Below are 19,938 nucleotides of genomic sequence, written 5' to 3' on the forward strand. Positions count from 1 at the left end.
CCGATTTTGTGGGATGACCTGCCTTTTGTCGCCCGCTGATTTGCCGTTGGGCGGGGGAGGCCGCATTATTGAGCCATTCTAGCCACCACGTAAGCCAAGCCATGAGTGAAGACGACAAACTGATCGACCTGAATGCCGAACGCGCCAAGCGGGTGCACGACCTCAATGACAAGCGCTTGAATGAAGTACGCCAAGCGTTTGAACAGGCAATGCCGCTCGGCAAAGTGAAGAAGAAACCTAAGAACAAGCCCAAAAAGCGTTGAAACAGCCTGCATCCGTTGATGCAGGTCAGTTATTTCCCTTCTTTACGCCCCGTCGTGGGCGACATTGATCCCCGTCAATTTTTCAATCCGCCTTCTCCATTAACTTAGCCCTATCGCAACAGGGCAAGTGCAGGAGGCCGGTCATGTTTTTCGATAATGTGGTGTTTGCCGGAGTGCTGACAGTGAGCCTCATGGTGATGTTTTTTGTAGGGTTTGGATTTTTTATCTGGAAAGACGCGAACAAGCGTAAAAAATCATAGGTTTTTCCGGGTTACATGAGCACGCAAGGCATTTTGGGCGACTTCGGTCGCCCTTTTTTTGCCTGTTATTTGATCGCTGAAGATCAACTGTGGGTATGGAGTCGGGGCATAAAAAAAGGTGCGACCCTCGCGGATCGCACCTTTTTTATGGCTGCTAGGCTATCAGCTACCGAGTGCCCAGGAGGCCAGCCAGAACAACCCGGCCGACAAGCCCACGGTTGCCGGCAGAGTCAATACCCAGGCCATCAGGATGGTTTTGACGGTGCCGCCTTGCAGGCCGCTTTTGTTCGCGACCATGGTACCGGCCACGCCCGAAGAGAGCACGTGGGTAGTGGACACTGGCAGCGCGAAGATGTTGGCAAAGCCAATCATGGTCGCGGTGGTGATCTGTGCCGACATGCCTTGGGCATAGGTCATACCCTGCTTGCCGATCTTCTCGCCGATGGTCAGTACCACACGTTTCCAGCCCACCATGGTGCCCAGGCCCAAGGCCAGTGCCACGGCGAGGATGACCCAGAACGGCGCGTATTCGGTGGTGGCGGTCAGGTCTTTGCGCAGCTTGTCGAGGTCGGACTTCTCACGCGCCGGCAGACCTGGCAATTTGCCGACTTTCTTTGCGGTATCGTCCAGGCAGAGCAGGTAGCGGCGCACTTCAATGCGGTGATCGGCGGTCAGCGAATGGTAGTCGGAGACACCTTTCAAAGTACCCAGCAGCGCGTTGATGGTCGGCTCGGTCTGCTGCGGGTTACAACGGAACTTGCCCGGCAGGTCATCCTTCACGCTTTTACCCAAGGCCAGGAATTCACCCAGAGTCTCGTGGTTGCGCTGGTAGAACTGGTTCAGGTGCAAGGTCGCGTCGCGGGTCCGCTCGATCTGGTAAGTGGTGCTGCCCAGGTCGAGTACAAACTGCGCGGGCACGATGCCGATCAGCACCAGCATGATCAGGCCGATACCTTTCTGACCGTCGTTGGAGCCGTGCACGAAGCTCACCGCCATGGCAGAAATCACCAATACCAAGCGGTTCCAGAACGGCGGGTGCTTCTTGTCATCAAGTTTGCGGCGCTGGTCCGGGGTCTTGTGCATCTTCGACAGCGGGCGCCACCACTTCAGGCCAATCAGCACAAGGGCTGCGACCAGAAAGCCGGCCATCGGCGAGAACACCAGGGAGGCGCCGATATCGATCGCCTTCTGCCAATTCACACCGTCAGCCAGGGGGATGTCGTTGATCAGCGCATTGGCCAGGCCGACACCAAGGATCGAGCCGATCAGGGTGTGGGAGCTGGACGCGGGAATACCGAAGTACCAGGTGCCCAGGTTCCAGGTGATCGCCGCAGCCAATAAAGAGAAGACCATCGCCAATCCATGGCCGGTGTTCACATTAATCAGCAACTCCACCGGCAGCAAATGCACGATGGCGTAGGCGACACCGACACCACCGAGCAACACGCCGAGGAAGTTGAACACCCCGGAGAAGAACACGGCCAGGTGCGGCGGCATGGCTTTGGTATAGATGACTGTGGCCACCGCGTTAGCGGTGTCATGAAAGCCATTGATGAACTCGAAGGCGAGGACAAAGGCCAGGGCGAGCAGCAGGCTCACTAGAACCCAAGCATCCAGTCCGCTGAATAAATCGATCATGAAGGTTTTCTGACCCGGTCGTAAGGGGGCGCGATTATGCCAGAAAACCTCAGTAATCGATGCACTAGCTGCTCATCGGTAACAATCTTCCTTGAAAAAAACCGGCGCTAGGGTGCGCATCCCAGGGATTTCGGGGCTTTGGCAAGTCTTTGATTCATAAAGCAGAGGGGTTGCGGGGTAGGGGGCTGTCACAAAAACGTCACGTCTGAAACATTTGTATGAAATTTTACCGCTGGTGGTGCAGTGCAAGGTGGCCGGATGCTAGCTATATGCCAGCAACCGAGGCCAAAACCTTGAGTGCCAAACCGAATCGCTTATGGCTCTTCGGTTTTGAGTTCCTGTTCAATCTTTTGGATTTCTTGGGCAAACGCCTGGTCGAGGAGACTGGCTCGCTTGCGCCAGGGTTTGCGTTCAGGCTCAGGCTGGGCGGCGTAGGTGGTGACTTCCCCGCCGTAAACGTCCTTGTAACGTTGCTCCTGGCGCTCAAGTTCCGCGCGCAGTTCATCTTTCGTCACATCGTTACCTAATTAAGTTGAGTGTAAATACGTTGCAGCGTTATGCCTGAATGCCGTTCCTGGCGTCTTCCAAGTTGAACCGTGAAAATGTCCGAGTTTGAAATAGGGACGGGCGGCCACACTGTTAGTGCAGTCATTCAAAGCAGGTAGTTGCGGTCGTCAATGCACAGCGTGCATCACCTGGCGAGCGCTGCTTTCGAGAGTAAACCGGGCAGACCTGTACAGAGGGTGCATTATAGCGGTGCATTTGAATAACACTATCGGCATAAAGTTAAAAAGCGTCAACTTTGTGTGAGCATTTTGTTACACGGGTGTGTCGCTAATTTCGTGAATTCTGGCGTCATAAAATTAACCCAACTTCAGACCTTATTAAGTCTGACTTCATTTTACTGCTCTCCGCTGGCTGGCCAGGGGAGGGAGCCGGCAAATTGCGATAATCGAATGACTGTCCGATAATCGCACAATGTTCTCGGCCCCGCCTTGTGCACGCGGCCGACGCGACTTGTAATAGCAGCCAAACCTCCCCTGCGGTTGACAATAAAAGTAAGGACCCCGACATGAACGATCAATTGCGCAACTCTTTCGCGTCAGTGGCGCCGCCGATCGTTGCGTCCCCGGCCAAGCGTATCCAGGCGTTCACCGGTGATCCGGACTTCATGACCTCCCTCGCCCGTGGCCTGGCGGTGGTGCAAGCGTTCCAGGAGCGCAAGCGCCATCTCACCATCGCCCAGATCAGTCATCGCACCGAGATCCCCCGCGCCGCCGTGCGCCGTTGCCTGCACACCTTGATCAAGCTCGGTTACGCCACCACCGACGGGCGTACCTATTCGCTGCTGCCCAAAGTCCTGACCCTGGGCCATGCCTACCTGTCGTCCACGCCACTGGCGGTCTCGGCCCAACCGTACCTGGACCGCATGAGTGAGCAGCTTCACGAAGCCTGCAACATGGCCACCCTCGAAGGCGACGACATCCTCTATATCGCCCGTTCGGCCACCACCCAGCGCCTGATTTCCGTGGACCTGTCGGTGGGTGGGCGGTTGCCGGCCTATTGCACCTCCATGGGCCGCATATTGCTCGCGGCGCTGGACGACGCCTCGCTGCAGGATTATCTCGACCACGCCGACCTGCAAACCAAGACCAGCCGCACCTTGACCACGCCGCAGGCCTTGTTCGAATGTTTGCAGCAAGTGCGTCAACAGGGCTGGTGCATCGTCGACCAAGAGCTTGAGCAAGGCCTGCGTTCCATCGCCGTGCCGGTGTATGACGCCTCGGGCCAAGTGTTGGCCGCGCTGAACGTCAGCACCCACGCCGGACGGGTCAGCCGCGCCGAGCTGGAACAGCGCTTCTTGCCGAGCATGCTGAGTGCCAGCTGCGAGCTGAGTGCGCAGCTGTTTGCCTAAGCTGTTCGGTGACCGCACAGATCCTGGTTTGATCAATTGACGGTGTTTCCTCAGGCTTATTAATGTGCGGCAGCGCTGTCAGCGCCAAATAATAACGACGACCCCAGGTCGTCAGCCCGCCATCGGTGTGGAAATAACAATAATGACTCAGCCCTCTGTCGGTACCACGCTGGACGTCCAGTCCTTCATCAACACCCAACCACTGTCACGCTATCAGTGGCGCGTGGTGATCCTGTGTTTCCTGATTGTCTTCCTTGATGGCCTCGACACGGCCGCCATGGGCTTTATCGCGCCTGCGCTGTCCCAGGATTGGGGCATCGACCGCGCCAGCCTCGGCCCGGTGATGAGCGCCGCGTTGATCGGAATGGTCTTCGGCGCGCTCGGCTCCGGCCCGCTGGCGGATCGCTTCGGGCGCAAGGTGGTGCTGGTTGGCGCGGTGTTGGTGTTTGGTGCGTTCAGCCTGGCGTCTGCCTACAGCGCCAACGTTGATCAGTTGCTGGTGCTGCGCTTTCTCACCGGGCTGGGCCTGGGGGCCGGCATGCCGAATGCCACCACGCTGCTGTCCGAATACACCCCGGAACGCCTTAAGTCGCTGCTGGTGACCAGCATGTTCTGCGGCTTCAACCTGGGCATGGCCGGCGGCGGGTTTATTTCGGCCAAGCTGATCCCGGCGTTCGGTTGGCACAGCCTGCTGCTGATCGGCGGCATCCTGCCGTTGATCCTGGCGGTGGTGTTGTTCGTGTGGCTGCCGGAGTCGGCGCGTTTTCTGGTGGTGCGCAATCGCGGCTCTGACAAGGTGCGCAAAACCTTGTCACCCATCGAGCCTTCAATGGTTGCCCAGGCCACCCGCTTCAGCGTGCCTGAACAAAAAACCGTCAAGGCGCGCAACGTGTTCGCGGTGATTTTTTCCGGCACCTACAGCGTTGGTACGTTATTGCTGTGGCTCACCTACTTCATGGGCCTGGTGATCGTGTACCTGCTCACCAGTTGGCTCCCGACGCTCATGCGCGACAGCGGCGCCAGCATGGAACAGGCCGCGTTTATCGGCGCCTTGTTCCAGTTTGGTGGTGTGTTGAGCGCGGTGGGCGTGGGGTGGGCGATGGACCGGTTCAACCCTCACAAGGTCATCGGCATTTTCTACTTGCTGGCCGGGGTGTTTGCCTACGCGGTAGGGCAGAGCCTGGGCAATATCACCGTGCTGGCGACCTTGGTGCTGATCGCCGGGATGTGCGTCAACGGTGCGCAGTCGGCAATGCCGTCCCTGGCCGCACGCTTCTACCCGACCCAGGGGCGCGCCACCGGCGTGTCGTGGATGCTCGGCATCGGCCGCTTCGGCGCGATCCTCGGCGCTTGGATGGGCGCCACCTTGCTTGGCTTGGGTTGGAACTTCGAGCAGGTGCTTACCGCGCTGGTGATTCCGGCTGCATTGGCGACGGCCGCCGTGGTGATCAAAGGCATGGTCAGCCACGCCGACGCGACCTGATGCGTGTTGCAAGCCAGCTCCCACATTGACCGAGTCCCTTCAGATGATTAGCAAGGCAACAATATGTTCGATAATCGAACGCTTAGTCGATTATCGGATTGTTTGGCCCATTTCCCCAGCTTAATCTTCAAGCACTTCGGCGCCACCTCAGCGCCTTTTTCGATCCACACTGGGAGCCCGAACCCCATGGCTGAAATCCTCGCGCTGCGTGACGCGGTGAAGCAATTTGTGAACGACGGCGACACCGTCGCTCTGGAAGGCTTCACTCATCTGATCCCTACGGCAGCGGGTCATGAAATCATTCGTCAGGGTAAGAAAGACCTGACGCTGGTGCGTATGACGCCTGACCTGGTCTACGACCAGTTGATCGGTGCCGGTTGCGCCCGCAAGCTGATTTTTTCCTGGGGCGGCAACCCGGGCGTTGGCTCCCTGCATCGCCTGCGCGATGCGGTCGAGAAGCAATGGCCGCAACCGCTGGAGATCGAAGAGCACAGCCACGCCGACCTGGCCAATGCCTACGTCGCCGGTGCTTCCGGCCTACCCTTCGCGGTACTGCGTGCCTACGCCGGTTCCGACTTGCCCAAGGTCAACCCGCTGATCAAGACCGTGACCTGTCCGTTCACCGGCGAAGTGCTCGCTGCGGTGCCGTCGGTGCGTCCGGATGTCACCGTGATCCATGCGCAAAAAGCCGACCGCAAGGGCAACGTGTTGCTCTGGGGCATTCTTGGCGTGCAGAAGGAAGCGGCACTGGCGGCCAAGCGTTGCATCGTCACCGTCGAGGAAATCGTCGATGACCTCAACGCGCCGATGAACAGCTGCGTGTTGCCGACCTGGGCCCTGACTGCGGTGTGCCATGTACCCGGTGGCGCCCACCCTTCCTACGCCCATGGTTACAACGAGCGGGATAACCGCTTCTATCAGGCGTGGGACCCAATCGCACGCGACCGTGGGACCTTTACCGCCTGGATTGACGAATACATCCATGGCACCGCCGATTTCACTGAATTCCAGGCCAAGCTGGCCGCCGCGCAGGAGGCCAAGTAATGGCTTACTCGACCCATGAAATGATGACCGTCGCCGCCGCGCGGCGCCTTAAGAACGGCTCCGTCTGCTTTGTTGGCATCGGCCTGCCGTCGAAGGCGGCCAACCTGGCGCGCCTGACCTCGTCGCCGGATGTGGTGCTGATCTACGAGTCCGGCCCGATTGGCGCCAAGCCCAGCGTATTGCCGCTGTCCATCGGCGACGGCGAGCTGGCGGAAACCGCTGACACCGTGGTGCCGACCGGTGAGATCTTTCGCTATTGGCTGCAGGGCGGGCGCATTGACGTGGGCTTTCTTGGTGCGGCCCAGGTCGACCGTTTCGGCAATATCAATACCACCGTGGTCGGTGACTACCACCAGCCCAAAGTGCGCCTGCCGGGTGCCGGTGGCGCGCCGGAGATCGCCGGTTCCGCCAAGAGCGTGCTGATCATCCTCAAACAGTCGGCGCGTTCGTTTGTCGACAAGCTGGACTTCATCACCTCGGTCGGCCACGGCGAAGGCGGCGACTCGCGCAAACGCCTGGGCCTGCCAGGCGCGGGACCGGTAGGGATTATTACCGATCTGTGCATTATGGAGCCTGAAGAGGGCACCCACGAATTCGTGGTTACCGCGTTGCACCCTGGTGTTACCCGTGAACAGGTAGTGGCGGCGACCGGTTGGGCGATTCGATTTGCCGACAAGGTCGACACCACCGCTGAACCGACCGATGTAGAGCTGACCGCTTTGCGTGACCTTGAAGCACGTACCGCGGCGGCCCATGGCCAAGCGCCGGGAGAAGCCTGATGCGCGACGTATTTATCTGTGACGCCATTCGTACCCCCATCGGCCGTTTCGGCGGTGGCTTGTCCACCGTGCGTGCCGATGATTTGGCGGCGTTGCCGATCAAAGCGCTGATCGAGCGCAACCCTTCGGTGGATTGGAGTGCGGTTGATGAGGTGTTCCTCGGTTGTGCCAACCAGGCCGGCGAAGACAATCGTAACGTGGCACGCATGGCGCTGTTGCTGGCGGGCCTGCCGGAGAGCATTCCAGGCGTGACGCTCAACCGCTTGTGCGCCTCGGGCATGGACGCCATCGGCACGGCCTTCCGCGCCATTGCCAGCGGTGAAATGGAGCTGGCGATTGCCGGTGGCGTCGAGTCGATGTCCCGTGCGCCGTTCGTGATGGGCAAGGCCGACGCGGCGTTTTCGCGCAACATGAAGCTGGAAGACACCACCATCGGCTGGCGCTTTATCAACCCGTTGATGAAGGCCCAGTACGGCGTGGATGCCATGCCGCAGACCGCCGATAACGTCGCCGACGATTACCACGTATCCCGCGCCGACCAGGACGCCTTCGCCCTGCGCAGTCAGCAACGCACCGCTGCCGCGCAAGCCGCTGGGTTCTTCGCCGAAGAAATCGTGCCGGTGCGGGTCGCCCATAAAAAAGGCGAGACGGTTGTCGAGCAGGATGAACATCCACGTGACACCACGCTGGAAACCCTGGCCAAACTCAAACCGGTCAACGGCCCTGACAAAACCGTCACCGCTGGCAATGCCTCGGGTGTGAATGACGGTGCGGCAGCGTTGATCCTGGCCTCCGCCGACGCCGTCAAGAAACACGGCTTGACCGCCCGCGCCCGCGTGTTGGGCATGGCCAGCGCTGGCGTCGCACCGCGCGTGATGGGCATCGGCCCGGTGCCGGCGGTGCGCAAACTGGTGGAGCGGCTGGGCCTGGCGGTCACCGACTTTGATGTGATCGAACTCAACGAAGCCTTCGCCAGCCAAGGCCTGGCGGTGCTGCGTGAACTGGGCATCGCCGACGATGCGCCGCAGGTCAACCCGAATGGTGGTGCCATCGCCCTCGGCCACCCGTTGGGCATGAGTGGCGCGCGGCTGGTGCTGACCGCCTTGCATCAACTCGAAAAAACCGGCGGCCGCAAAGGCCTGGCGACCATGTGCGTGGGCGTCGGACAAGGCTTGGCCCTGGCGATTGAACGCATCTAACACGAGAGGATTGTTCCATGAGTGACAAGCCCGGATACCGACGCCCGCAAGCGGGCACCCAACCTGATTACCTGCACCCGGCCTACCAGTCGACAAACCTGCGCTCGCCGTCCCAGCCGTTGGTGTTCTTGCCACACTCTTTGTCGGAAATCACCGGCCCGACCATCGGCGCCGAGCGGATCAATGAGAAGGACAATGACCTCACTGCCCAGCATGAGGGCGAGCCCCAGGGCGAGCGCATCATCATTCACGGCCGCGTGCTGGACGAGAATGGCCTGCCGGTGCCGGGCATTCTTGTGGAAATCTGGCAGGCTAACGCCGCCGGCCGCTACAACCACAAACGCGACCTGCACGATGCACCGCTGGACCCGAATTTCACCGGCACCGGTCGCACCGTGACCGACGCTGACGGCGGGTACCAGTTCCAGACCATCAAGCCCGGTGCCTACCCATGGGGCAATCACCACAACGCCTGGCGCCCGGCGCATATCCACTTTTCGCTGTTTGGCCCGAGTGTGCTGACGCGCCTGGTCACGCAGATGTACTTCCCCGGCGACCCGCTGTTGGAATACGACCCGATCTACAACTGCGTGCCGGATACCTCGGCCAAGGAACGCCTGATCGCCCGTTTCGACCTGGAAAAAACCGTCCCGCACTACGCCCTCGGCTACCGTTGGGACATTGTCCTTCGCGGCCGCGACGCCACGCCGATGGAGAAATAAGATGACACTCAACGCGACCACGTCCCACACCGTTGGGCCTTATTACCACATTGGCCTGACCTGGCTGAACCGCGAAGACCTGACCGTGGCCGCCACCCTTGGCGAGCGTGTGGCGATCAGCGGGCAAGTGGTGGATGGCAACGGCGATGTCGTCAACGACGCCATGCTTGAAGTCTGGCAGGCCAACGCCGCCGGCAAATATGACCACCCCGAAGATGAGCAGGACAAAGCGCTGGACCCGAACTTCGAAGGTTTCGGCCGGGTGCCGGTGGATGCAGAAGGGCGATTTCGCTTTACCACCATCAAGCCGGGCGCCGTGCCGGGGTTGAAGGGCACGACTCAGGCGCCGCATTTGGTGGTGCTGGTGTTTGCGCGAGGGTTGGTGAAGCATCTGCTGACGCGGATTTATTTTGACGGTGAGCCGATGAATGGGGATGACCCGTTGCTGGCGTGTGTGCCGGCGGAGCGGCGTAGCACCTTGATTGCCAAGCCGGATGCGGCGGGTGTGCATCAGTGGAATGTGGTGTTGCAGGGGACGAATAAGGAAACGGTGTTCTTCGATTATTGATCGGTAGCAGCGGCAAGTTTCAAGCGGCAAGCTACAAGGAAAAGCAGGCGATCGCTGTCGCTCTTCTCTTGCAGCTTGCCGCTCGAAACTTGTAACTGCTTCAAATGCGGAACATGGTTGTTGCAAAGTATGTCTAGGCTATAACCGTTCCCACTGAGTGAAAAAAACATGACAACAACCACCAGTCACTACACCGGAGAAGAACGCAGCAAACGGATTTTTGCGATTGTCGGTGCTTCGTCCGGCAACCTCGTCGAATGGTTCGACTTCTACGTCTACGCCTTCTGCGCCATCTACTTCGCCCCAGCGTTTTTCCCGTCGGACGACCCCACGGTCCAACTGCTCAACACTGCGGGTGTGTTCGCCGCCGGGTTCCTGATGCGGCCGATCGGCGGCTGGCTGTTTGGTAGGGTGGCCGACAAGCACGGCCGTAAGAACTCGATGATGATCTCGGTGCTGATGATGTGCGCCGGCTCGCTGGTCATTGCCTTCCTGCCGACTTACAAAGACATCGGCGCCTGGGCCCCGGCGTTGCTGTTGGCGGCACGACTTTTCCAAGGCTTGTCAGTGGGTGGCGAATACGGCACCACCGCGACCTATATGAGTGAAGTCGCGCTCAAGGGCCAGCGCGGTTTCTTCGCCTCGTTCCAGTACGTAACCCTGATCGGCGGGCAATTGCTGGCTGTGCTGGTGGTGGTGATCCTGCAACAGATCCTCACCGAAGACGAATTGCGCGCCTGGGGCTGGCGGATTCCGTTCGTGATCGGCGCGGTGGCGGCGATGATCTCGCTGCTGCTGCGTCGCACCCTGAAGGAAACCGCCAGTAAGGAAATGCGCCAGGACAAGGACGCCGGCAGCATCGCCGCGCTGTTCCGCAACCATAAGGCGGCGTTTATCACCGTGCTCGGCTATACCGCCGGCGGCTCGCTGATTTTCTACACCTTTACCACCTACATGCAGAAGTACCTGGTGAACACTGCCGGGATGCATGCCAAGACCGCCAGCTACATCATGACCGGCGCGCTGTTCGTGTACATGTGCATGCAGCCACTGTTCGGCATGCTTTCGGACAAGATCGGCCGGCGTAACTCGATGCTCTGGTTCGGTGCCCTCGGCACCCTGTGCACGGTACCGATCCTGCTGACCCTGAAAACCGTGACCAGCCCGTTCCTGGCTTTTGTGCTGATCTCCCTGGCGCTGGCCATTGTCAGCTTCTATACCTCTATCAGCGGCCTGGTGAAAGCGGAAATGTTCCCACCGCACGTACGTGCATTGGGTGTGGGCCTGGCCTATGCGGTGGCCAATGCGATCTTCGGCGGTTCGGCGGAATACGTGGCCTTGGGCCTGAAATCCATGGGCATGGAAAACACTTTTTACTGGTACGTCACCGGCATGATGGCAGTGGCTTTCCTGTTCAGCTTGCGCCTGCCTAAACAGGCGGAGTACTTGCATCACGATCTTTAAGGGATGAGCTATGACGCTGCGCACGAGCAATCAATTGTTCGACGCTTATTTCACGGCGGACAGCATGGCCGAGGTGTTCTGCGACAGGGGACGTTTGCAGGGCATGCTGGATTTTGAGGCGGGGTTGGCCCGGGCCGAGGCTCGGGTCGGTTTGATCCCCCAGGCCGCGGTCGCACCGATCGCCCAGGCGTGCCTGGCGTCGCTGTATGACGTCGATGCCCTCGGCGTGGCGATTGCCACGGCGGGGAATTCGGCGATTCCGTTGGTGAAGGCATTGGGCAAGTTGATTGCCGCTGAAGACCCCGGCGCCGAACGTTATGTGCACCTGGGCGCGACGAGCCAGGATGTGATGGACACCGGGCTGGTGCTGCAACTGCGCCAGGCCATGGCGTTGATCGAAACGGACCTGGCGCGCCTGGGCGACATTCTTGCCACCCAGGCCCAGCGCTATGCGGCCTTGCCACTCGCTGGGCGGACCTGGTTGCAGCATGCGACGCCGGTGACCCTGGGGATGAAAATCGCCGGTTGGCTGGGGGCAGTCACGCGCAGTCGGCAACGTCTCGCCGAACTGAAACCGCGCTTGCTGGTGCTGCAATTCGGCGGTGCCTCCGGAACCCTCGCAGCGCTGGGCGAACAGGCCATGCCGGTGGCCGAGGCGCTGGCAACAGAGCTGCAACTGACCTTGCCCGAACAGCCCTGGCACACCCAACGGGATCGTCTGGTGGAATTCGCGAGCGTGCTTGGCCTGATCGCTGGCAGCCTCGGCAAACTGGGCCGCGATATCAGCCTGCTGATGCAAACCGAAGCGGCGGAGCTCTTTGAGCCCTCCGCGCCGGGCAAAGGCGGCTCATCGACCATGCCGCACAAGCGCAACCCGGTGGGCGCCGCAGTGCTGATCAGCGCCGCGACCCGTGTGCCCGGGTTGGTGGCGACAATGTTCGGTGCCATGCCCCAGGAGCACGAGCGCAGCCTGGGCCTGTGGCATGCCGAATGGGAAACCTTGCCGGAGATTTGCCGGTTGGTCTCCGGCGCGTTGCAACAGGCCTTGCTGGTGAGCGAAGGGTTGGAAGTCGACCCGCAACGCATGGCGCACAACCTCGACCTGACCCAAGGCCTGGTGCTGGCCGAAGCCGTCAGCATCGTGCTCGCCCAGCGCCTGGGCCGTGAAACTGCACACCATCTGCTGGAGCAATGCTGCAAACGCGCCGTCGCAGAAGGCCGGCATCTGCGCGCGGTATTGGCGGATGAGCCGCAAGTCACCGCCGAGCTGTCAGCGGCTGAACTGGACCGCTTGCTTGATCCCGCCCATTACCTGGGCCAGGCCCGCACCTGGGTCACCCGCGCTGTAGCCGAACACTTTGCTTGAGGAGACCACCGTGGCATTTTTACAACTCGCCGAGGGCGAACTGCATTACAAATTGGACGGGCCTGTGGACGCGCCAGTGTTGGTGCTTTCCAACTCATTGGGCACCGACCTGCACATGTGGGACATCCAGATCCCGGTCTTCACCAAACATTTTCGCGTGCTACGTTTTGACACCCGTGGCCATGGCAAATCCTTGGTCAGTCCTGGGCCCTACAGCATCGAGCAACTCGGTCGCGACGTGATCGCGCTGCTCGACGCACTGGCCATCCAACGCGCACATTTCTGCGGCTTGTCCATGGGCGGCTTGATCGGCCAGTGGCTGGGCATCAACGCGGGCGGCCGCCTGCACCGCCTGGTGCTGTGCAACACTGCCGCCAAGATCGGCACGCCCGACGTTTGGAACCCACGCATAGAGAGGGTGCTGCGCGATGGCGCAGCGGCGATGGTGGCCCTGCGCGATGCGTCGATTGCGCGCTGGTTTACCGCCGACTTTGCGGCGGCCAACCCGCACCAGGCCCGGCAGATTACCGACATGCTTGCGGCGACCTCGCCTGAGGGTTACGCCGCCAACTGCGCAGCGGTGCGGGATGCGGATTTTCGCGACCAACTGGCCTTGATCAAAGTGCCGACCCTGGCGATTACCGGCACTGAAGACGCAGTCACACCGCCTGCGGGCAGCCACTTTATCCAGAACCATGTGCAGGGTGCCGAGTACGCTGAGTTCTACGCAGCGCATTTGTCCAACGTTCAGGCCGGTGCTGCGTTCAGCGAGCGCGTCATCGAATTTTTACGCACTACAGATCGCGTTTCCTAGTGAATCAGGAGTTTTTTGTGGACGAGAAACAACGTTATGCCGAAGGCCTGCAAGTGCGTCGCGAAGTGCTGGGTGATGCCCATGTCGACCGCAGCCTCAATGCCCTGACCGAGTTCAACAGTGAGTTCCAGGAAATGATCACCCGCCATGCCTGGGGTGATATCTGGACCCGTCCCGGCCTGCCTCGGCACACCCGCAGCCTGATCACCATCGCCATGCTGATCGGCATGAACCGCAGCGAAGAACTCAAGCTGCACCTGCGCGCCGCGGCCAGCAATGGCGTGACCCGCGCCGAGATCAAGGAAGTGCTGATGCAGAGCGCGATCTACTGCGGGATTCCGGCGGCGAATGCGACGTTCCATTTGGCTGAGTCGGTGTGGGATGAGCTGGGGGTGGAGTCGCGCGAGCAAGCCTGAACCTGAAATACGATCAAATGTGGGCGCTGGCCTCCATCGCACCGGGAATCAGTGGGAATCCGCATCCCACACCCAGTTCCACACACCCGGCAGATGCACCTCTTCACTCACATCCTTCACGGTCCTTGCCAACGCCGCGCGCTGAAGCTGCGCGGTGTTGGTGTAGAACGGCGCAGCGGCCGTCTTCAGGCCAGTGACGCGAGCGCTGTCCAGCAGGATCTGCAAGTACTCCTGCATATGGATCGCGGTATAGCGGTTGATGTCGTGGAACGTCACCACCACCGGTATCACGCCGTCCACGGTCGGCAGTTGCCCCAATGCGATGCGCTCGCGCACCACCGACAGTTGCCGATACACATTCGCCCGGCGCCGTGGGCTGCCATTGAAGCCCCAGATCTTGCCGTCATTGGCGCTCAGGTCGGTCAACAACACGTGCATGCCATGGCGCTTGTAGGCGGCGAAGGTGCGGCGGTCGTAGTTCCAGAACGGTGGACGTACCAGTGTGGGCGGTGCACCGGTGATGGCGGCAATGTCGGCGGCGCCCTGGGTGAGGGTGCTTTCAAGTGTCGCGTCATTCAGCCAACGATGGTTGGTATGAAACGCCGTGGCCGTGTGGAAGGCCAGGATATGCCCGCCCGCGTACTCACGCTCCATCGTCTTGCGGCCCCGCGAACTGCCACCGGAGCGGGCTGCTTCGGTTTGCAGGAAAAACACCGCCTTGATCCCCGGCAATACCGGGTTCTGCGCCAGGTCGGCCACCACCGAACGGCTCGGGTTGTTGTAGCCCGATGCGCTGGGGCCGTCATCGAAGGTCAGTAGAAAGCGGATCGGCGCCTGAGCTTGCAGGCGTTGTTCGGTCTGCGGTGTGAGGGCGATGGGGGCGCCGATGCAGCCGCTGAGGCTCAGGGCCAGGGCTAGCATGGCGGATGCGATGGCGAAGGATTTCATGGCGGGCGCGGGCTCAAATAGAAGGCCGCTGTTGGGTGGGATCAGCAGCGGCAGGCGCGCACGATACAGCAAGATCGGCTGTGTGAGGTTACAGTCTGACAGGCGAGCGTTGATCGGCGTCAGTCCATGTATTGTCCTTTTCGCGGAGCCAGGTGTTGACCCTGTCTCTTGGAATCGGTCGGACACGTCAGATCGTTCCCCGATACATGTCATTCGGGTTTACAGCAGACTGATCGGATAGCTGATGATCAACCGATTCTCATCAAACTCATTGTTGCTGTAGTCACGCCGCATGCTCGAATTGCGCAGGCGCACTGTCAGGTTTTTCGCGGCGCCGCTTTGCACGGTGTAGCCCAATTCGCTTTCGCGGCCCCATTCCTTGCCATCAGTGATCGTCCCGGTGTGCACATTGCTGCCGCTGATATAGCGATTCATCAGGGTCAGCCCGGGCACGCCGAGGGTGGCGAAGTTGTAGTCGTGACGCACCTGCCAGGATTTCTCTTGGGCGTTGTCGTAGCTCGAGTTGTAGCTGTCGTTGGCCAGGGTGCCGCCGCTGGTGCCGTTGACGCGCATCCAGGCGCTGTCGCCGGTGAGTTTTTGCAGGCCGACATAGAAGGTGTTGCCGCCGTACTTGGCCGAGAACAGGCCGGACCAGGTCTTGTTGTCCAGCTCGCCTGCGCGGGCGCTGCCGTCGTCCTTGCCATAGAAAAAGCCAAGGTTGGCGCCCAGGGTCCAGTCGCCCAACGGCTGGCTGTGGGTCAGGTTAACGAACTGCTGGCTGTAGATGTCCTTGAGCTGCGCGCTCCACAGGCCGATCTGCGTGCGTTTGTCATTGAACGCGTACTCGCCGCCCTGGAAGTTGAAGCGGTCGGAAGTGAACGCGGTTTTACCGGCCATCGACATGTCGGTCATGCTGCTGTCGTCACGCGGGCTGTTGGCGCGGAACTGGCCGCCGTAGAGGGTCAGGCCGTCGATTTCCCTGGAGGTGATCTGCCCGCCGCGCAAGGTTTGCGGCAGGGAGCGACCATCGTCCGAGCGCAGGATAGGCAGCACCGGCATCCATTCGCCGACCTTCACTTCGGTCTTGGAAATGCGCGCCTTGAACGCTACACCAAGGCGCCCGAATTCATCCGCAGGGCGGCCATCATGGTCCAACGGCAACAGCTGCGTACCGCCGGTACCGCGCCCACCGTCCAGCTTCAACGAATACAGCCCCAGCACATCCACGCCAAACCCCACGGTGCCCTGGGTAAAGCCGGACTTGGCGTCGAGGATGAAACTCTGCGTCCACTCCTGCGCACCGCCCTGTGTTTTGGTGGGGTTGGTGAAGTTGCGGTTGAAGAAAAAGTTACGCAGGTTGAGGTTGGCGCTGGCGTCTTCGAGAAAGCCGTGTTCTTCGGCGACAACGGGCAGGGCAAGGCTGGCGACAGCGGTTGCCAGCAGGAGCTGGCGCGGGCGGAAAGTGCTCATGGCGTAAGGACCTGTTGTTATTGGGTTTATGCAGGTGGCGGCCATGGTGCGGGGCGGTGCGGGGGCGATTCAATTGGGGGAGGACGGGTTGTGGGCGATGAGCGAACGCAAGTTGGCGGGCGCTCAGTCCCGGCATTTCCGGTTATCGCTTGGGCAGATCGAAGTGGGTCCAGGGCACTGGCGGCAAGTAGTGCTGCGCAGCAATGATTAATGCGACCATCACCACCAGGAACACCGCTTGCAACGGGCTCCAGAAGGCCCAGTGCAAGCCGTTCAACCACGGGTAACCTTCGCTGAATTTCTGGCTCATGTGGCCGATGCGTTTTTTGTGCTGCAGGTTGATCAGGACCATACCGGCGTAGGTGAGCATGCCCAGCACGCCGAGCATCAACCCGCATGCCACCAGCATGATCGCCTGTGGTACACCATGGCGAATCACCAGCCAGTAGTCATTGGGGTTGAGCCGCTTGGGAATCAGGTGCTGGCTCAGCCACACATCCTGAACCCGGTAGGTTGAGCTCATCCCGGACCACAGTTGGGTGACGCGGAAGCCAATGGCCGCCGGTACGAATGCCATCAGCATGAAAATGACCACCGACATCCCGTCAAGGTTGTCGGGTTTGTCGTGCGCAATGCTCAGGCCAAACCCCAGCGCGAACACGGCCCACAGCCGGATAAACACCTGGGTGTAGATGGGGCGGGGCACGTACTTGCGCCAGAAGAACAGGTCGGCCTGGGGCAGGCGTTCAACCAATTGCGGGTAGCGCCAGGTCAGGGTTTGAGCCAAGTGCTGGCAGGCGTTCCACTCGTTTTCGCCAAACCCGTCGATCATGCGTTTTTGTTGGGTGGCGCTCATGGGGGTCAGCAGCAGGCGCGCGGCGAAGGCATCGGCGGACGTGCGTCGTTTGTCCTGGGCTTTGTCTTGCAGGTGAACATAGAAACTTTCCTGCTCACAACGCGACACCAATTCGCGCCACATCCACGCCGGTTCCGGGTAGACGCCTTTCTGGTCGTCCCAACCAAACACCTGGCACACCCGCTCGAACAGCGGCACGCTCCAGGTGGTGTCGTGGAGCAGGTGCAGGATGATGCGTTGCCACTGCTGCTGCAGGTCGAACACCCTTAGCCAGGGCTGGTTGTTGTACTGCGTGAGCTGGGTGATGAACTCGCGCTCGGCCTTTTGCTCCAGCAGTTCCTGCAAGGTGTGGCGGTAGTCCTGCAGCAGTTCGCTGGTCAGCGCATCGTATTGCCAAGTGGTCATTGCCACCTGCTGCCACGGGGTCAGCCATTCCAGGTTTTGTACCGCCCATTGGGCGATAGGACTGCGTTCGCCCGGTGCTTCAAAGCAGTGGCGCAGCAAGCCAACCTGGAAAGCGTCGGTGCAGTCCTGCTGATTGGCCAGGTTCCAGCGTTCGATGAAGTTGCTGACGTTGAGTCCACTGAGCAGGGCATGCGCCGGGTCGGCCTTGGGCGCTTCGAAAGGGGCTGGGTGCAGGACGCTGACGTCCATCAACTCGGCGAGGTCGTTGAGGTTACCGTAGGCCTGTTCGGCAGCGGGCGTTGCGGCGATGTTTGGCTGTTCTTCGCAGTCGGCTCGCCAGCGTGCGTAGGCCAGTGCTTCTTCATAGGCTTCGCGCAATCGCTGGAAGCCTGCGGCATCGTCATCCGGCCGGCAGCTTTTCAGCAGCCGCGCATAGCTGCGCTTGATGGTGCGCTCGTCAGCGTCTTCCGACAGTTGCAGCACGGTCCAGCAATCCATGGTGTGTTCCCTCAGCGCCAGAACCCGTTGTCGAGTTGCTCAAGTTGCCGGGTCAGTTCGCTGCGGGCTTCACGGATGCGGCGTTCATCCTGGGAGTCGAGCACCTGTTGGAACTGCCCGGCCCAGTGCCCAAGCTGCTCGCGAAGTTCGCCGAGGCTTTCCTGGTAGAGCCGCTCGAGCCGCGCGGTGAGTACGGTATTGACCTGTTGGTCGCGCGGGTGAACCTTCAACTGCGCCAGGGCTTGCAGGCGTTGCTGGATCTCTTCGGGGCTGAGCACGCCAGGGTTGTTCTCGATCACCAGCGAATGTTGCTCGCCGGTCAGCGGAATGCTCACCTGGGCTTCCAGCAGGCCGTTGTTGTCGTAAGTGAAGCGCACGTCCAGCGAGACTTCACCGGCCTTGCGCTTGGGCACGGGAATTTCCAGTTGGCCCAGCTCGATGTTGTCTTTGACCAGGCGGCTTTCGCCTTGGTAGATCTTCAGCAGTACGCGGGCCTGGTCGTCAGACAGGGTGACCACGCTTTTGACCCTGCTCACCGGCACGCTGCTGTTGCGTTCGATCAGCGGCAGGTAATGGCCGCTCTCGATATGGCTACCGTACTGGTTAGAGGTTTCGATGCCCAGGGTGTAGGGGCAGACGTCGGTCAGCACCACTTCTTCCAATGCGGCGGAGCGGGCTTTGAGCGCCGCCTGGATCGCAGCGCCATGGGCGACCACTTGGTCCGGGTCGAGACTGATGGACGGGAAACGTCCGAACAAACCGGCGGCGAGTTTGCGCACCAGCGGCATGCGCGTGGTACCGCCCACCAGCAGGATTTCATCCAGGTCGCCCACACGAATCCGCGCATCACGCAGGGCCCGTTCGATCGGTGCGCGCAGGCGTTCCAGCAGCGGCGTGTAGAGCTTGGCCAGTTCCTGTTGGGTAATGGTTTTTACCCATTGCTGGCCATCGACACGCAGAGCGAAGTCGGCGCTGTCGTCCTGCCCAAGGGCCTTGCGCACGCGTTCAGCTTCGCGGCGCAGGGCTTGCAGTACGCTGCTGGTGGGCGGGAAGCCTTGGGCGTTGCGCTGGCTGTCGACGAAGTGTTCCAGCAGCAGGGTGTCGAAGTCTTCGCCGCCGAGGAAGTTGTCGCCGGCACTGGCACGGACTTCCATCACGCCGTCGAACAACTCAATGATCGACACGTCGAAGGTACCGCCACCGAGGTCAAAGACCAGGAACGAGGTTTCCTTGTCGCGCTGATGCAGGCCATAGGCGAGGGCGGCAGCGGTGGGTTCGTTGATCAGTTTTTCGACGTTGAGCCCGGCCAGTTCACCGGCGATGCGTGTGGCCTTGCGTTGGCCGTCGCTGAAATAGGCGGGCACGCTGATCACGGCTTCGGTGACGGTATGGCCGTAGGTGCGCCCGATGTCTTCCTTCAGGCTTTTGAGCACCAGTGCGCAAAGTTCTTCCGGACGGAATGAGCGGCCGCCCAGGCGCACTTCGGTGGCACTGCCCATGTAGCGCTTGAACAACGACGTGGTCAGGTGCGGGTGAGTGTGCAGGCGTTCTTTGGCAGCCTGGCCTACCAGGACACGGCCTTGATCATCCAGACCGACCACGCTTGGGGTCAGCAACTGGCCAAGGGCATTGGGTACCAATTCGGCGGTATCACCGCGCCAGACAGCGGCGAGACTGTTGGTGGTCCCCAGGTCGATTCCTACGATCATTACGACAAGCTCCCTCTGTGGTCTGTAAGAATCTGTGACCAATTTTATCCTGAAAGGTTGGGCGAAAAGCAAGGCAATGGGCGTTTGAGCCCGCTCACTACGCCACCCATCAGGCATAAAA

The 19,938-nt window shown here is 60.8% G+C and carries 19 protein-coding genes; 13 read left to right on the forward strand and 6 right to left on the reverse strand.

What is annotated here, in order from left to right:
• Window positions 1–101: 101 nt before the first annotated feature.
• Both AACY08_RS11590 and ccoM read left to right on the forward strand, forming a co-directional pair.
• Complete coding sequence (locus AACY08_RS11590) at window positions 102–263, forward strand: hypothetical protein (RefSeq protein WP_017137225.1); 162 nt, start codon at window positions 102–104, stop codon at window positions 261–263.
• A 143-nt stretch (window positions 264–406) separates the two neighbouring features.
• The gene (ccoM, locus tag AACY08_RS11595) at window positions 407–523 is read left to right on the forward strand and encodes a cytochrome c oxidase subunit CcoM (RefSeq protein WP_305884516.1); all 117 of its coding nucleotides are present in this window, start codon (window positions 407–409) and stop codon (window positions 521–523) included.
• 162 nt (window positions 524–685) lie between these two features.
• On the opposite strand, the gene AACY08_RS11600 is transcribed toward ccoM, so the two are convergent.
• Window positions 686–2,161, reverse strand: coding sequence for an inorganic phosphate transporter (locus tag AACY08_RS11600; RefSeq protein WP_049709598.1), 1,476 nt, complete (start codon window positions 2,159–2,161; stop codon window positions 686–688).
• A 314-nt stretch (window positions 2,162–2,475) separates the two neighbouring features.
• Window positions 2,476–2,676 carry a hypothetical protein gene (locus AACY08_RS11605; RefSeq protein ID WP_003189295.1) on the reverse strand — a complete coding sequence of 67 codons (201 nt, stop codon included), beginning with the start codon at window positions 2,674–2,676 and terminating at the stop codon, window positions 2,476–2,478.
• A gap of 557 nt (window positions 2,677–3,233) precedes the next feature.
• Between AACY08_RS11605 and pcaR the strand changes: the two genes are divergently transcribed.
• From pcaR to pcaC, 11 genes are all read left to right on the forward strand, one after another.
• A complete protein-coding gene (gene pcaR, locus AACY08_RS11610) occupies window positions 3,234–4,076 on the forward strand; it encodes a pca regulon transcriptional regulator PcaR (protein WP_314564805.1) in 843 nt (280 codons plus the stop codon).
• 142 nt (window positions 4,077–4,218) lie between these two features.
• On the forward strand, window positions 4,219–5,559 hold the full coding sequence (locus AACY08_RS11615) for an MFS transporter (RefSeq protein WP_339469531.1): 1,341 nt from the start codon (window positions 4,219–4,221) through the stop codon (window positions 5,557–5,559).
• Between the two features lie 186 nt (window positions 5,560–5,745).
• Window positions 5,746–6,603, forward strand: coding sequence for a CoA transferase subunit A (locus AACY08_RS11620; RefSeq protein WP_339415009.1), 858 nt, complete (start codon window positions 5,746–5,748; stop codon window positions 6,601–6,603).
• Window positions 6,603–7,382: a CoA-transferase subunit beta gene (locus tag AACY08_RS11625; RefSeq protein WP_339415008.1), complete on the forward strand. Its 780-nt coding sequence runs from the start codon at window positions 6,603–6,605 to the stop codon at window positions 7,380–7,382. The genes AACY08_RS11620 and AACY08_RS11625 overlap by 1 nt, the downstream gene beginning before the upstream one ends.
• Window positions 7,379–8,581: a 3-oxoadipyl-CoA thiolase gene (pcaF, locus tag AACY08_RS11630; protein ID WP_339469593.1), complete on the forward strand. Its 1,203-nt coding sequence runs from the start codon at window positions 7,379–7,381 to the stop codon at window positions 8,579–8,581. Before AACY08_RS11625 ends, pcaF begins: the two co-directional genes overlap by 4 nt.
• 17 nt (window positions 8,582–8,598) lie before the next feature.
• Window positions 8,599–9,303, forward strand: a complete 705-nt coding sequence (gene pcaH, locus AACY08_RS11635) for a protocatechuate 3,4-dioxygenase subunit beta (protein WP_339469532.1) — start codon at window positions 8,599–8,601, stop codon at window positions 9,301–9,303.
• A gap of 1 nt (window position 9,304) precedes the next feature.
• Window positions 9,305–9,871, forward strand: coding sequence for a protocatechuate 3,4-dioxygenase subunit alpha (gene pcaG, locus AACY08_RS11640; protein WP_339469534.1), 567 nt, complete (start codon window positions 9,305–9,307; stop codon window positions 9,869–9,871).
• 168 nt (window positions 9,872–10,039) lie between these two features.
• Window positions 10,040–11,335 (forward strand): MFS family transporter, encoded by a 1,296-nt coding sequence (locus tag AACY08_RS11645; RefSeq protein ID WP_339415005.1) that lies wholly within the window; start codon window positions 10,040–10,042, stop codon window positions 11,333–11,335.
• Between the two features lie 10 nt (window positions 11,336–11,345).
• Window positions 11,346–12,701, forward strand: coding sequence for a 3-carboxy-cis,cis-muconate cycloisomerase (locus tag AACY08_RS11650; protein ID WP_339469536.1), 1,356 nt, complete (start codon window positions 11,346–11,348; stop codon window positions 12,699–12,701).
• A 10-nt stretch (window positions 12,702–12,711) separates the two neighbouring features.
• Window positions 12,712–13,515 carry a 3-oxoadipate enol-lactonase gene (gene pcaD, locus AACY08_RS11655; protein WP_339469537.1) on the forward strand — a complete coding sequence of 268 codons (804 nt, stop codon included), beginning with the start codon at window positions 12,712–12,714 and terminating at the stop codon, window positions 13,513–13,515.
• A gap of 17 nt (window positions 13,516–13,532) precedes the next feature.
• Entirely contained in the window at window positions 13,533–13,931 is a 399-nt protein-coding gene (pcaC, locus tag AACY08_RS11660) for a 4-carboxymuconolactone decarboxylase (protein ID WP_339469538.1), read from the forward strand.
• Window positions 13,932–13,979: 48 nt separating this feature from the next.
• Here the strand turns inward: pcaC and AACY08_RS11665 are convergent, their stop codons facing one another.
• From AACY08_RS11665 to AACY08_RS11680, 4 genes are all read right to left on the reverse strand, one after another.
• The gene (locus AACY08_RS11665) at window positions 13,980–14,879 is read right to left on the reverse strand and encodes a polysaccharide deacetylase family protein (RefSeq protein WP_339469594.1); all 900 of its coding nucleotides are present in this window, start codon (window positions 14,877–14,879) and stop codon (window positions 13,980–13,982) included.
• 219 nt (window positions 14,880–15,098) lie between these two features.
• Window positions 15,099–16,349, reverse strand: a complete 1,251-nt coding sequence (locus AACY08_RS11670) for an OprD family porin (RefSeq protein ID WP_339469539.1) — start codon at window positions 16,347–16,349, stop codon at window positions 15,099–15,101.
• 142 nt (window positions 16,350–16,491) lie between these two features.
• Complete coding sequence (locus AACY08_RS11675) at window positions 16,492–18,108, reverse strand: J domain-containing protein (RefSeq protein ID WP_339469541.1); 1,617 nt, start codon at window positions 18,106–18,108, stop codon at window positions 16,492–16,494.
• An 11-nt stretch (window positions 18,109–18,119) separates the two neighbouring features.
• A complete protein-coding gene (locus AACY08_RS11680; RefSeq protein WP_339469543.1) occupies window positions 18,120–19,817 on the reverse strand; it encodes a molecular chaperone HscC in 1,698 nt (565 codons plus the stop codon).
• Window positions 19,818–19,938: the final 121 nt, after the last annotated feature.

This window comes from Pseudomonas sp. EL_65y_Pfl1_R83 (genome assembly GCF_963970695.1).
Lineage (GTDB): Bacteria > Pseudomonadota > Gammaproteobacteria > Pseudomonadales > Pseudomonadaceae > Aquipseudomonas > Aquipseudomonas tritici.